The sequence below is a fragment of the uncultured Rhodospira sp. genome (assembly GCF_937138205.1).
In the GTDB taxonomy this organism is placed as follows: domain Bacteria; phylum Pseudomonadota; class Alphaproteobacteria; order Rhodospirillales; family Rhodospirillaceae; genus Rhodospira.
Genome location: NZ_CAKZOT010000058.1, coordinates 49,177 through 62,497, shown reverse-complemented (window position 1 = coordinate 62,497; position 13,321 = coordinate 49,177). Strand labels below are relative to the sequence as shown.

Genomic DNA, 13,321 nt, shown 5'->3' with positions numbered 1-13,321 from the left:
TCAACCGTCGGGCCGCCGGTTGGCGCGCTGTGTTCCCTCCGGACCGGCGTGTCGCCATCGCCGGACGCCAGGTCACCACGAACCGCCGTCGCCGTCGCCGTCGGCCGGGGGCGTAACGCCGGCCCGGACGAAGAACGTTTTGCGCGCGTCGGCGTCGGGGATCAGTTCCTCCAGCAGCTTGTCGAGGGGCAGCCGGCCGCGCCGCACCAGATCCTCCAGCGTCTGGGGAATCACCGATTGCGGCTCGGTGCGGCGGAAGAACTCGGCGATTCGCAGCATCTGGCCGAAGGCCTGTTCGCGGTCCTTGATCGGGCCGGCCGCGCCGCCGCCCCCACCGCCGCCGGCCGCCGCGGCACCGTCCGCGCCGGACGCGACGTCCGCAGCTTCCTCGGCGCCGGTCTCTTCGCCGGGCGGCGGACCCTTGTTCCAGGTGCGCATGATGACACCGAGCGCGTCGGCCACTTCCTCCAGCGTGCGGGAGATGTTGGACGACGGCGGTGCGTCGGCCCCGCACTTCTCGGTCATCACCGCGTCCAGGCGGGCGAAGCTGTCGCGGGTCTGCTGCACGGTGGCGGCCAGGGCCGCATAAAAGGTATTGGGCGTCTCAAGCACCGCCTGCCCGAACTGCTCATAGCTGATGGTCCCGGCGTTGACCCGCGCCTGAACCTTTTCGGGATCGTTCAGCTTGCGCAGTTCGTTGGCCTGCTCGAACTGCCATAGACCGAAGGAACCACTCATGCCCTCGGTCAGGGGCATCAGGCGGATGGGCGCGATCAGGGCCCCGTCGCCGCCGACTCCGTTGAGGCCGGCGATGGGGTCGGTCTTGTCCTCGATCGAATCCTCGATCGGGGGATAGAGGTCATCCCAGTACTGTTCGACCAGACCGGCGACCAAATCGAACCCGTCGCGCAGGCCGGCGAAGCCGTGATAGCGCGCCGCCGCCTCGATCAGCCAGCAGGCCACGCGCAGGTCCTTGGAGCGGGTGGCCAGCACCTCTGGCGCCTTATCGAGGATCTCGCCCCACTGTTCGGGGATGCCTGCGTCCTCGTCCATGACCATGGAGCGCTCGGCGGCGGCGGCCGTGCGACGCAGGTCACTGAGGGTGAACAGGGGCGAGGACCCCGACGTGTCGTCCCGCAGGTTGACGCCGACGGGACTGTCCCCCTCGATCGGCGCCAGCATGGCATCGACATCAAGCACGCGCTCGACCATCAGACCGCCGTCCCCCTTATTGATGTGTCGCCCCGACTATTGGTGAGCGGCTTACTGGGATGAAAGACTACTGTGTCATCGGGAGGCTGCCAAGGGCATCGCATCAAATCCAAGCAACCGCGGCGCTCCGGCGGGCCTGAACCCGGGGTGCCGAGCGCACCGGGCGGTCCTCCCGCTCCGTTACGGCCGGATCCTCGTGCCCGCAAGGGGGGCGGGGGCCGGCGGAGTCGAGGCAACCTTCCACCGAGCAAGCCCCTCGAAAATCGTTCATAGGTTTGTATTCCCCCAGCCGACTGTCCAACTGTCACCGGTCCAGCCTTGCCTTTTCCGCGAATTCATCTCACCATTCCGATGCGATACCAAACGGCCACGGTCGGTCATCGCCATGACGGATGCCGCTGACGCTCGGGGGCGTCTTCGGCGGCCGCGACCGAAACCATGGCGGACACGATGGCGGGCATCGCGTTCGACGTAGGGCGCGATGAACCTGAGGGATTTTTTGAAGGGGGTGCGACATGGCGGGTGTCGATATCGGGTCCTTGCTGGGACGCCTGTCGCCAATGGCTCGGCGGACCCTTGAAGGCGGTGTCGCCACGGCGGTCTCACGCACCCACTTCAACGCCGAACTCGAACACTGGCTCCTGCGCATGGTCGAGGAGACAGAGGGCGATGTCCCCCTGATCCTGCGCTCCGAGGGGATCGACCAGGGGCAGGTCGCCGCCACCCTGACGCGGGCGCTCGATTCGTTGAAGACCGGCAATGCCCGCACGCCTGGGCTGTCACCGCAGATTATCGAGGCCGCGCGCGATGCCTGGAACCTAGCCTCGCTGAAGTACGGATCGGATCGCATTCGGACCGGACACGTCCTGCTGGCCATCCTGTCGCGCGAGACGCTGGCGGCCACCGTGCTGCAGTCGGCGCCGGCGCTGGCGCAGATTTCGGTGGAGGCGCTGACCAACACGCTCCCCGACCTGACGGCGGACTCGCCCGAGGGCCAGGGCGCCGGGGCCGGCGGCGGCGCCGTGACCGCCGGGGACGGCACCGCCGGCGGCGCGGCGAAGAAGGGCGGCGCGCTCGACCAGTTCACCATCGACCTGACGCAACGCGCCCGTGACGGGGCCATCGACCCGGTACTGGGCCGCGACCAGGAAATCCGCCAGATCATCGATATCCTCACCCGCCGCCGCCAGAACAACCCGATCATGACCGGCGAGGCCGGCGTCGGGAAGACCGCCGTGGTCGAGGGCTTCGCGCTCCGGGTCGCCGCCGGCGACGTGCCGCCGTCCATCAAGCCGTGCGTCATCCGTACGCTCGACCTCGGCCTGTTGCAGGCCGGCGCCGGAATGCGCGGCGAGTTCGAGAACCGGCTGAAGTCGGTGATCGAGGAGGTGAAGGCCTCCACCCAGCCGATCATCCTGTTCATCGACGAGGCGCACACGCTGATCGGCGCCGGTGGCCAGGCCGGCCAGGGCGACGCCGCCAACCTGCTGAAGCCGGCGCTGGCGCGCGGCGAATTGCGCACCATCGCCGCCACCACCTGGGCCGAGTACAAGAAGTACTTCGAGCGCGACGCGGCGCTCGCCCGACGCTTCCAGGTCGTGAAGGTCGAGGAGCCGACGGAAAAGGTCGCGGTGCAGATGATGCGCGGCCTGGTGTCGACGCTGGAACAGCACCACGGGGTGCGCATTCTCGACGAGGCGGTGGTCGAGTCGGTGCGCCTGTCGCATCGCTACATCACCGGCCGCCAGCTTCCCGACAAGTCGGTCAGCCTGCTGGACACCGCCTGCGCCCGGGTGGCGCTCAGCCAGCACGCCACGCCGTCGCAGGTGGAAGACCTGCGCCGCTCCATTGAGCACCTGGACACGGCCATCGGCATCGCCGAACGCGAGGCCCAGGTCGATGCCGCGCGCGGCGTCGATGCCGCAGACATGCGGGCGGACCGCGAGGCCCGCGCGGCGGAGCTGGAGGCGCTGGAGGCCCGATGGACCCAGGAACTTGAGCTGGTCGGGGCCATCCGCGACCTGCGGACCAAGCTGGAGACGGCCGCCGCCACCAAACGGGCCACGGCCGGCGCCGGGGCCGCGCCGGGCACGGAGGCCGGCCCGCTTAACGGCCTGGACGAGGCCGAGGCGGCGGAGCCGCTGACGGACGCCGAGGTCGCCGCCCTGCGCACCGACCTGGACGCCAAGGTGACGGCGTTGCGCGAGCTCCAGGGTGAGGACCCGCTGCTTCAGGCCGTGGTCGACGGTCAGGCCGTGGCCGCCGTGGTGGCCAACTGGACCGGCATTCCGGTCGGCCGCATGGTCTCCAACGAGATCAACACCATCCTCTCGCTGAAGGAGAAGATGGGCGAGCGCATCCTGGGGCAGGACTACGCCCTGGAGGTGGTGGCGGAGACCGTCATGTCGGGCCGCGCGCGCCTGTCCGATCCGCGCAAGCCGCTGGCCGTGTTCATGCTGGTGGGCACCAGCGGCGTCGGCAAGACGGAAACGGCGCTGACGCTGGCCGACCTTCTCTATGGTGGCGAGCAGAACATGACCGTCATCAACATGTCCGAGTTCAAGGAGGAGCACAAGGTCTCGCTCCTGATGGGCTCGCCGCCGGGCTATGTCGGCTACGGCGAGGGCGGCGTGTTGACCGAGGCCGTGCGGCGCAAGCCGTACTCGGTGGTGCTGCTCGACGAGGTGGAAAAGGCGCACCCCGGCGTTCAGGACATCTTCTATCAGGTCTTCGACAAGGGCATGTTGAAGGACGGCGAGGGTCGCGACATCGACTTCAAGAACACCGTCATTATCATGACGTCGAACGCCGGCACCGACACCATCCACGCCCTGTGTTCCGACCCCGAGACCATGCCGGACGCCGAGGGGCTGTACGAGGCGCTGCGGCCGGAACTGCTCAAGGTCTTCAAGCCGGCCTTCCTGGGCCGCTTGGCGGTGGTGCCGTTCTTCCCGCTGCCACCGGACATCATCAAGGGCATCGTGCGCCTGCAGCTCGGCCGCGTGAAGACGCGCGTGGCCGAGGCCTACAAGGCCGATCTCGAGATCGAGGACGCCGTGATCGACCTGATCGCGGAACGCGCGACCGAGGTGGAATCGGGCGCGCGCGTCATCGACCGCATCATCACGCGTTCCATCCTGCCCGACCTGTCGGCTCGCATTCTCTCATGCATGGCGGCGGGTCAGGTCGTGCGCCGCGCCGCGCTCAAGGCCGGCGCCGATGCGCGCATCGACTGTGAGGTCGAGGGTGTCGACGCGCTCACGAGACCGGACGCCACGCCAGCCGACCCCGGCATGGCGGAGGCCGACCGGAGCGCGGTGGGTGGTGCCCCGGCCGGGTAAGGGACTCGGACCGTGGGCGTGCTTCCCCCCGGGTTTACAACGGTAAGCGTACCCCCCTAAGCGTTGAGGACAGGACCGGATCAACTGAAAACGAGGGACAGGGCCATGGCCATTTACGTGAAATACGGCAGCATCAAGGGCAACGCGACCCACGAAGAGCACAAGGGCTGGCTTGACATCTCCAGTATGCAGTGGGGCGTGGGCCGGGCGATCAGCACCCCGGTGGGCTCGACCCAGAACCGCGAGGCCTCGGAGCCCTCGGTCTCTGAAATCTCGCTGACCAAGCTGATGGACGAGGCGTCGGTGGCGCTGTTCCAGGAAGCCTGCACCAGCCACGACGGCAAGGATTGCACCATCCACTTGGTGTCCACCGGCAAGCCGGGCCGCACCTACGCCGAGTACAAGCTGACCAACGCGCTGGTCAGCGCCTACAGCATGAGCACCGGCGGCGAGCGTCCCGACGAGTCGATCTCGATCAACTTCACCAAGGTCGAGTTCAAGCACATCGCCTACGACGAGGCCGGCAAGGGCACGCCGGCGTCGGCGCACTACGACCTGGCGACCACCAAGGGCGGCTGACCGGGGTTTGGTTCGGCTTTCGGCGGTGGCGCGGTGTGCCATCGTCGGGCCGGACCCTACGGTTTCTTCCTAAGGCTTCTCCCTACGGTTTCTCAGGCGCGCCAAGGGACTGCGAATGAGCGAAGGCTTCCGGATCGAGGAAGGCGAACGGTATCTGCGCCTGCGCACGCCGCTGGGTCAGAGCGAGTTGATCCTGACACGTCTGGAGGGCGAGGAAGCGGTTTCCGAGCTGTTCAGCTTCCGGTTCGAGATGGTCTCCGCGTCCCTGGACCTGAAGGCCGAGGATCTGCTGGGCCAGTGTATCACCGGCATTGTGCAGCGGCCCGAGGCGGAAGAGCCGCGCCATTTCTGCGGTCTCGTGACCCGGTTCGGGCGCGGCCCCATGTTCACCCGCAATTACCGCTACTATAACTGCGAGATTAGACCTTGGCTGTGGTTCCTGACGAAGACGTCGGACTGTCGCATCTTCCAGGATCGCGATGTGATCGAGATCGCCGAGGAGATCTTTCAGGACTACGGTTTCACGGCCTATGATTTCGGCGGCGTGAAAGGGACGCCCCCCAAGCGGGTCTATTGCGTGCAGTACCGCGAAACCGACTACGATTTCGTCGCGCGTCTGTTCGCCGAGGAAGGCTTCTACTACTACTTCAAGCACGAGGAGGGCGAGCACACCCTGATCGTCGCCGATTCGCCATCGGGCTACGGCGAAACCTTCGACGACAAGGTGCCGTTCCGCGCGCAGAAGACCCTGACCGACATCATCACCCGCTGGCAGCCGGCCGACCAGGTCATCACCGGCACCTTTACCCAGCAGGACTACGACTTCGAAAAGCCGACCGCCGACCTGACCACCACGACCGACACGGTCAAGAAGGTCGGCGCGCAAAGCGGCTGGGAGGTCTACGACTACCCCGGGCGCTATCTGGACACCGGGCGCGGCAACGACCTGACCCGCAAGCGCATGGAGATGGGCGAACGCGACTACGCCCTGACCGAGGGCGACAGCGACTGTCCGGGCTTCTATGCCGGGGCGCGGTTCACGCTGGACGACCACGAGGTGGACGGCGAGGCGGGCACCGAACACGCCCTGACGCGGGTCCGCCATCTGTCGCACGACTACACCCAGGTCTCCGGCGAGGCCGATCCGCCCGTCTATCAGAACACGTTCACCTGCCTGCCGGCCGAGACGGTGTTCCGTCCCGACCGCCCGCGTCACAAGCCGGTGGTCGCCGGCCCGCAGACGGCCGTGGTGGTGGGGCCGTCGGGCGAGGAGATCTACACGGACGAGTACGGCCGTGTGAAGGTGCAGTTCCACTGGGACCGCGAGGGCAAGAAGGACGAGAAAAGCTCGTGCTGGATCCGGGTGTCACAGCCCTGGGCCGGCCGGGGCTGGGGCGGCATCTTCATCCCGCGCATCGGCATGGAGGTGATCGTCGACTTCCTGGAAGGCGACGCCGACCGGCCGATCATCACCGGCTATGTCTACAACGCCCAGAACACGGTCCCCTACGCCCTGCCCGGCAACAAGACGCAAAGCGGTGTGAAGACCCGCAGCTCGAAGGGCGGCGGCGGCTCGAACTTCAACGAACTGCGCTTCGAAGACAAAATGGGCGAGGAGCAGGTCTACGTTCACGCCGAGAAGGACATGGACCGGGTGGTCGAGAACGACGACTCGCTGGAAGTCGGCAACGACCAGACCATCGAGATCGAGCGCCACCGCACCGAGACGGTCAAGACCGGCAACGAGACGATCGACATCAAGCAAGGCAACCGCAAGGTCACCATCGGCCAGGGCAACGAGACGCTCATCGTCAGCCAGGGCAACCAGACCACCAACGTGAAATTGGGCAAGGTCGAACACACGGCGATGCAGTCGATCGAACTGAAGGTGGGGGCCAGTTCGATCAAGCTTGAACCGGCGAAAATCACGATCAAGTCACCGCAGGTTCAGATCAAAGGCGATGCCACAGCCACACTGGAGGGCGCGATGACGACCGTCAAAGGCTCGGGGATACTTACCCTCCAGGGCGGCATCGTGAAGATCAACTGATCGTGGCCACAACATGAGGACAGGTGATGGCCCGCGAACCCGGGGCTGACACGGCGCAGACGCCGCGCTGGAAGAAGATCAAGGCGACCCGCGTGGCCGACCTCGGGCTGTCGCCCGACACGGCCGAGGACATCCTTGGCGAAGACCACGAGGCGTTCGCCGACATGCCGCCGGAAACCGTGATCGAGCGTCTGGCGAAGGCGGACCGTGGCCTCGAGGCCATGCGCCTGCTGGCCTTCGCCCTGCCCAAGCGGGAGGCGGTCTGGTGGGCCTGCCTCGCCGCCCGCGCCGACATCGCCGCCGATCCGAAACCGGCGCGGCCAAACCAGATGGCCTGTCTGGAGGCCGCCGAGGCGTGGGTCTACAAGCCGGTGGAAGAGCGTCGGCTGGTGTGCTACCGGGCCGCGCAGGCGTGCGATCCTGACCGGCCGGCGGTGCTGGCCGCGCTGGCGGCCGCCTTCAGCGGGGGCAGTCTGACTCCGCCGGATAGCCCGCCCGAGGTGCAGGCCGTGCCCCCGGACGACGCGCTGGCGCCGCTGATGGTCGGCAATACGCTGGTGTTGGCCACTTTCCGCACCGATCCCGTGACGGCGCCGAAACGCCTCGTCCGGTTCCTGGACCAGGGGCGGAACATCGCCCAAGGTGGCACCGGCGCTCTTGACTCTTCACCCGCGTAACGCGAGGCGACCCGCATGGCCGCGCGACTGACCCTGACCCTGTCCACGGCCGCGCCCGGCGGCACGCCCGCCGGCGCGTCTATCATGCTGCACGAAGGCCGCATGACCATCGGCCGGGGACCCGACAACGACTGGGTCCTGGCCGACCCGGAACGGCTGATGTCCAAACAGCACTGCGAGATCGCCTGGACCGGCGAGGCCTTCGTGCTCACCGACACCAGCACCAACGGCGTGTTCATCAACACGGCCACGGCCCCGGTCGGACGCGGCCAGACCGTCGCGCTCAATCCGGGCGATTGCCTGCGCCTGGGCGACTACGAGATCCTCGCCCGCATCGAGGACGACACCGAGCGGGAGGACATCGACGACTACGCCCGCGACGCCCAGCCTTGGAATGCCTTCGAGGACCGCACGTACTATGGCGCCGGCAGCGCGCCGCAGCACGACGAGGGGCGCGACGACGGCCCCGACTGGGTCGGCGGCGGCGGCGACGACCGCCGGGAAGAACGGCGCGGCGCGTCCGGGTTCTCGCCGTTCGAGGACCAGCAGGCGAGCTGGAGCGAGGACCCCATCCGGCCCAAGGCGCGACCCCGGCCGCCGGCCACCACACCCGACCACACGCCGGCCGAACACGATGTCATGCGCACGCCGCGCGTGCAGCACGAGAAGCGCCAGGAGATCCTGGGCAAGGACTGGGATAGCGAACTCGACGACCTGCTCGGCGATGCCCCTCTGAAACCGGGCACGGGCGGGGACGCAGGCGCGGGCGCGCCGCGATCCGAACCGCCGCCGCCCGCGCGGACCGAGCCGCCCCCCTCTCAGGGGGACGATCTCGATGATCTCGACGATTTCGACAAGCTGTTGGGGGCCGGTCCGCTCGACCAACAGGACGCGGCCGCCGCACCGGAGCCTCCAGACCCGCCGCCCGCGGTCGAGGCGGAGGACGACACGCTCCCGGCGCCGGACCGCGAGGAGGATCAGCAGCCGACGCTCTCCGGCCCCTTCGTCGACGAAGAGCCAGAGCCAGAGGCCGCGCCACCGACCAACCCCTTCGCCCAGGACGACCCCGAGACCGCGCCGACCCCCGTCGCGCGGGTGCCGCGCCGGGCCTCCGACGAGGGCAAAAAGGCCCCGCCGACGCCCGCGGCGCCCCCCGAGGCGTCACCGGTGACGTCTCCTGGGGCCTCGGCCGGCGGCGCCGACGCGAACGCCGACGCGTTGCTGGCGGCCTTCCTGCGCGGCGCTGGCTTGGCGCGCGCCCCGGCGGATTTGTCGCCGGAAGAGCTGATGGAAACCGCCGGCGCCTTGCTGATGACCATGACCGACGGGCTGCGCGACCTGCTGGCGGCGCGGGCTACGGTCAAGAGCGAGATTCGGGCCGAACAGACCATGATCCGGGCGCGTGGCAACAACGCCCTGAAGTTCTCGGTCAGCGCCGAGGAGGCCCTGGAACGCCTGCTGTCGCCGCCGGGGCCGGCCTACATGAACGGCCGGGCCGCCACCGAGGAGGCGTTCAAGGACCTGCGCACCCATGAACTGGCCACCATGGCCGGGTCGGCGGCGGCCATCAAGGCGGTGCTGGCGACCTTCGATCCGGCGCAGCTGGAAGGCAAGCTGTCCGCCCGCCAGGGGCTGGGCGGCCTGTTGTCCGGCGGTCGCAAGGCGCGCCTGTGGGAACTGTTCGAGGCGCATTTCCGCGAACTGGCCGACGAGGCCACCGAAGACTACGACAGCCGTTTCCAGCGCGAGTTCCGCAAGGCCTATGAGCGGCTGAGCAAAGACGTGTAGCCGGAGCCGCCCCTGGGCGTTAGGATTCCGGTCACGCATTCCGGGGCGCCGGCACCGGCGGCCATGGCACAGGCAGGGAGACAAGGCGATGAAGGCGATCGACAGTGCGGCCCGCCGGGCGAGACAGGCCATGAGCCGGCGGGGCTTTGGGATGCTGGGGCTGGCCACGACACTGACCATGGGGTTGGCTCTGGGGGCGTGCACGCCGGAACCGCCGCCGCCACCGACCCTTGTCAACCTGGGCATCAACGCCGGCCCCATGATCAACATGAGCCCGGCCGGCCAGCCGGCGCCGGTGCAGGTGCATGTCTACTGGCTGCGCGCGGCGACGGCGATGCAGCAGGCCGATTTCTTCCAGGTCACGGAACAGCCCGAGGCGACGCTGGGCCAGGAACTGGTCGCCCACCAGCAGGTGACCGTGCGTCCGGGCCAGGGGGTGTCGATCCAACGCACGGCCAACCAGGGCGAAACCCACGTCGGCATCGTCGCCGCCTATCGTGACCTCGACACCGTCAACTGGCGGTCGGTGGCGACCCTGCAGCCCCATGCCCAGAACTTCATCGACGTGGACTTGGGGCCGCGCGGCGTGTCGCTGTCGATGCGGCCGCCGCTGACCGCGCGGGCCGTCGCGGCGCCCGTGGCCGCCGGCGACGCCGGGTGAGGTCGGGCATGGAGCGCACACGCGGCGAACGCGGCAAGTCGAGGGTGGAGACCCGAGCGGTGACAACCGGGGGGCGGCATGGGCTGGCGTAACAGGGTGGTTTGGTCCGAGGGGATGTTCCTGCGGGCCCAGCACTTCCAGCAAGCGGATCGCTACGTCGAGGCCCTGGTGCGCGACCGCACCGCCGACATGATGCCGGCCCCCTGGGGCATCACCGCCTTGTCGGTGGACGCCGAACTGCTGGAGACCGGCCGCTTCGCGGTGATCGAGTGCCGGGGCGTCATGCCCGACGGCACGCCGTTCTCCATCCCGGAGGAGACGGACACGCCGCCGCCGCTGGAACTGACCGACAAGGCGCGCGGGGCCGAGGTGTTCCTCACCCTGCCCTTGCGCCGGCCGGGCCTGTCGGAAATGGCGATGGACGCGCGCGGCGAGGCCACGGCGCGGTTCATGGCCGCCGACTACGAGGCGGTGGACGATATCGCCGGCTCCGACGTGACCGCCACCGTGCAGGTGGGCCGCCAGCGCCTGCGCTTTCGCCTGGAAGGCGAGGACCGCGCCGGCTACGCCAGCCTTGGCCTGGCCCGCGTGTCCGGGGTCGACGCCAACGGCCGCGTCAAGCTGGAAAGCGAGTACATCCCCTCGGCGCTGGTGTGCCGGGCGGCGCGGCCGCTGTTCGCCGTGATGACGGAGCTGCAGGGGCTGCTGCACCATCGCGGCGAGGCGCTGGCCGCACGGCTGTCGCAATCGGGCACCAAGGGCGTGGCCGAGATCTCCGATTTCCTGCTGTTGCAGGCGACCAACCGCTACGAGCCGCTGCTGACCCACTGGGCCACCAGCGGCGACGTCCACCCGGAACGGTTCTACGCGCTGTGCCTGGAGATGGCCGGGGAGTTGTCCACCTTCGCCGCGCAGTCGCGACGGCCGGCGCGCTTCCCGCCCTACCGGCACGAGGCGTTGCGCGAGACCTTCGAGCCGGTGATCGCCGACCTGCGCCACTCGCTCAGCGCGGTGCTCGAACAGACCGCGATTCAGTTGGAACTGCGCGCCACCCGCTCCGGGGTGCTGGTCTCGGCCATCAACGACCGCAGCCTGCTCAATCAGGCGGTGTTCGTGCTGGCGGTCAAGGCCGACGTCTCGCCCGAGGTGCTGCGCCGGCATTTCCCGCACCAGGTCAAGATCGGTCCGGTCGAGGATATCCGCCAGCTCGTCAACTCGGCGTTGCCGGGGGTGGATGCAAATCCGCTGGCCGTGGCGCCGCGCCAGATCCCCTATCATGCCGACTTCGTCTATTTCGAGTTGGACAAGAGCGGCGAGTTCTGGCGCCGGCTGGCGACGTCGGGGGGCATCGGCATCCATGTCGGCGGCGACTATCCGGGGATCGAGATGGAGTTGTGGGCGATCCGGCAATGACGCGGGCCAGCGTTGGGCGCGACGGCCGTGGGCAAGGCAGGGGATGAGGACAGACAGGGATGGCCGACGACGACAACAGGGATCCGTTCAGCGAACCGGGCGATGTCGAGCGCACGGTGATCCGTCCGTCTCCGGGCCGCCGGGCGCCCGACGGTCGTGGGGGCGCCGGTGGTGGCAGTGGTGGCGGTGGTGGTGGCGCCCGGCGCTCGACCCAACCGCCGACCCAGCCGCCGCCGTCCGGCCCGTCGCCGTTCGAGGACGACGACGAGAGCGAGCCCCCGCCCCGGCGCGGGCCGACCCCGTCCTCGGCCCGCCAGACCGGGTCCGCCGCGCCCATCGCCGACATCGCTGCCGGCCTGGCCGAACGTTCGCGCCACAATCCCGTCGTCGCCGCCGCCGCGCCCCTGCTCAGTCTCATCGCCCGCCTGCGCCTGGGTGGCACGCACCGCGACCCCGACGCCCTGCGCGACCGCGTGCTGGAGGAGTTCGAGGCCTTCAACCGCCGGCTCAAGAAAACCGACCTGCCCGAGGACCAGCACCGCACCGCGCACTATGTGCTGTCGGCCACCATGGACGATGTCGTGCTGAACACCCCGTGGGGCAGCGGCTCGATCTGGTCGCGCGAGGGCATGACCCTGTGCTTCCATAACGAGGCTTACGGCGGCAAGCGGTTCTACAGCCTGCTCGACCGCATGAGCGAGAACCCGGGCCGCAACGGCCGGGTGCTGGAGCTGATCTATCTGTGCCTGTCGCTGGGCTTCGAGGGCGAGTTGCGGGTACTCGACCGGGGCCGCAGCCAGCACCGGCAGAAGCGTGATGGCCTGTACCGCCTGCTGCTCGATATCCGGGGCGAGCCGCCCGAGGAGCTGTCGCCACACTGGCGCGGGGTGGACGCCGGCCACCGCCCGGTGGCGTCGCTGATCCCGGTATGGGTCATCGCCAGCGCCACGGCGGCCCTGCTGGTTCTGATCTTCCTGGCCTTTTCCTGGTGGCTGAACGTCCGCAGCGACGACCTCTACCGGGCGTTCGCCGGCCTGCCGCCCAGCGGCGCCATCGTCATCGAGCAGGAAACCGTGCCGCCGCCCCCACCGCCCCCGCCGCCGGAGGAGGTGGTCACCCAGGTCGAGCGCGTGCGCGGGTTCCTGGAGCCGGAGATCAAGGAAAATCTTGTGACCGTGCTGGAGGACGCCCGCGTCATCACCGTGCGCCTGCGCGCCACCGGCATGTTCGCCTCCGGCTCGGCCGAGGTCAGCGAGAAATTCCTGCCCGTGCTGGACCGTGTCGGCACGGCGCTGAATGACGAACCGGGCAAGGTGATCATCCAGGGCCACACCGATTCCATTCCCATCCGCACGGTGCGGTTCCCGTCGAACTATGATCTCTCGCTGGCCCGGGCCGAGGCCGCGCGCGATGTGGTCGCGCCGCTGCTGGACAATCCGGACCGCATCACCGTCGAGGCCAAGGCCGCCACCGAGCCGATCGAATCCAACGACACAAAGGAAGGCCGCGAGGCCAACCGCCGCACCGACATTCTCCTGATCAAGGAAGGTCCCTGAGGCCATGAGCGCGCGCGGGCTTGATCGCGCGCGCCCCGATGGCC

Annotated in this window: 9 protein-coding genes; 8 read left to right on the top strand and 1 reads right to left on the bottom strand. The window is 68.9% G+C overall.

The genetic code is table 11. The features are described 5' to 3' along the window. Nucleotides 1-72 precede the first annotated feature (72 nt). The gene (gene tssA / locus Q0309_RS08130) at nt 73-1,212 is read right to left on the bottom strand and encodes a type VI secretion system protein TssA (RefSeq protein WP_299439373.1); all 1,140 of its coding nucleotides are present in this window, start codon (nt 1,210-1,212) and stop codon (nt 73-75) included. A gap of 515 nt (nt 1,213-1,727) precedes the next feature. On the opposite strand from tssA, the gene tssH reads away from it, so the two are divergent. The 8 genes from tssH (at nt 1,728) to icmH (ending at nt 13,277) form a co-directional block, all read left to right on the top strand. Next, complete coding sequence (gene tssH, locus Q0309_RS08125; protein ID WP_299439371.1) at nt 1,728-4,553, top strand: type VI secretion system ATPase TssH; 2,826 nt, start codon at nt 1,728-1,730, stop codon at nt 4,551-4,553. Nucleotides 4,554-4,658: 105 nt separating this feature from the next. Continuing rightward, nucleotides 4,659-5,132, top strand: coding sequence for a type VI secretion system tube protein Hcp (locus tag Q0309_RS08120; protein WP_299439345.1), 474 nt, complete (start codon nt 4,659-4,661; stop codon nt 5,130-5,132). A 115-nt stretch (nt 5,133-5,247) separates the two neighbouring features. Then, nucleotides 5,248-7,182: a type VI secretion system tip protein VgrG gene (locus tag Q0309_RS08115; protein ID WP_299439343.1), complete on the top strand. Its 1,935-nt coding sequence runs from the start codon at nt 5,248-5,250 to the stop codon at nt 7,180-7,182. A gap of 26 nt (nt 7,183-7,208) precedes the next feature. After that, on the top strand, nt 7,209-7,859 hold the full coding sequence (locus Q0309_RS08110) for a hypothetical protein (protein WP_299439342.1): 651 nt from the start codon (nt 7,209-7,211) through the stop codon (nt 7,857-7,859). A 15-nt stretch (nt 7,860-7,874) separates the two neighbouring features. After that, nucleotides 7,875-9,647, top strand: coding sequence for a type VI secretion system-associated FHA domain protein TagH (gene tagH, locus Q0309_RS08105; RefSeq protein WP_299439339.1), 1,773 nt, complete (start codon nt 7,875-7,877; stop codon nt 9,645-9,647). A gap of 88 nt (nt 9,648-9,735) precedes the next feature. Beyond that, on the top strand, nt 9,736-10,308 hold the full coding sequence (gene tssJ / locus Q0309_RS08100; RefSeq protein WP_299439337.1) for a type VI secretion system lipoprotein TssJ: 573 nt from the start codon (nt 9,736-9,738) through the stop codon (nt 10,306-10,308). Between the two features lie 78 nt (nt 10,309-10,386). Further along, nucleotides 10,387-11,721, top strand: coding sequence for a type VI secretion system baseplate subunit TssK (gene tssK / locus Q0309_RS08095; protein ID WP_299439335.1), 1,335 nt, complete (start codon nt 10,387-10,389; stop codon nt 11,719-11,721). Between the two features lie 59 nt (nt 11,722-11,780). Further along, nucleotides 11,781-13,277: a type IVB secretion system protein IcmH/DotU gene (icmH, locus tag Q0309_RS08090; protein ID WP_299439333.1), complete on the top strand. Its 1,497-nt coding sequence runs from the start codon at nt 11,781-11,783 to the stop codon at nt 13,275-13,277. The last annotated feature ends 44 nt before the right edge of the window (nt 13,278-13,321 follow it).

Coding starts and splice junctions, on each gene's coding strand:
- tssA (WP_299439373.1), bottom strand. CDS start 1,212: ATGGTCGAGCGCGTGCTTGATGTCGATGCCATGCTGGCGCCGATCGAG.
- tssH (WP_299439371.1), top strand. CDS start 1,728: ATGGCGGGTGTCGATATCGGGTCCTTGCTGGGACGCCTGTCGCCAATG.
- Q0309_RS08120 (WP_299439345.1), top strand. CDS start 4,659: ATGGCCATTTACGTGAAATACGGCAGCATCAAGGGCAACGCGACCCAC.
- Q0309_RS08115 (WP_299439343.1), top strand. CDS start 5,248: ATGAGCGAAGGCTTCCGGATCGAGGAAGGCGAACGGTATCTGCGCCTG.
- Q0309_RS08110 (WP_299439342.1), top strand. CDS start 7,209: ATGGCCCGCGAACCCGGGGCTGACACGGCGCAGACGCCGCGCTGGAAG.
- tagH (WP_299439339.1), top strand. CDS start 7,875: ATGGCCGCGCGACTGACCCTGACCCTGTCCACGGCCGCGCCCGGCGGC.
- tssJ (WP_299439337.1), top strand. CDS start 9,736: ATGAAGGCGATCGACAGTGCGGCCCGCCGGGCGAGACAGGCCATGAGC.
- tssK (WP_299439335.1), top strand. CDS start 10,387: ATGGGCTGGCGTAACAGGGTGGTTTGGTCCGAGGGGATGTTCCTGCGG.
- icmH (WP_299439333.1), top strand. CDS start 11,781: ATGGCCGACGACGACAACAGGGATCCGTTCAGCGAACCGGGCGATGTC.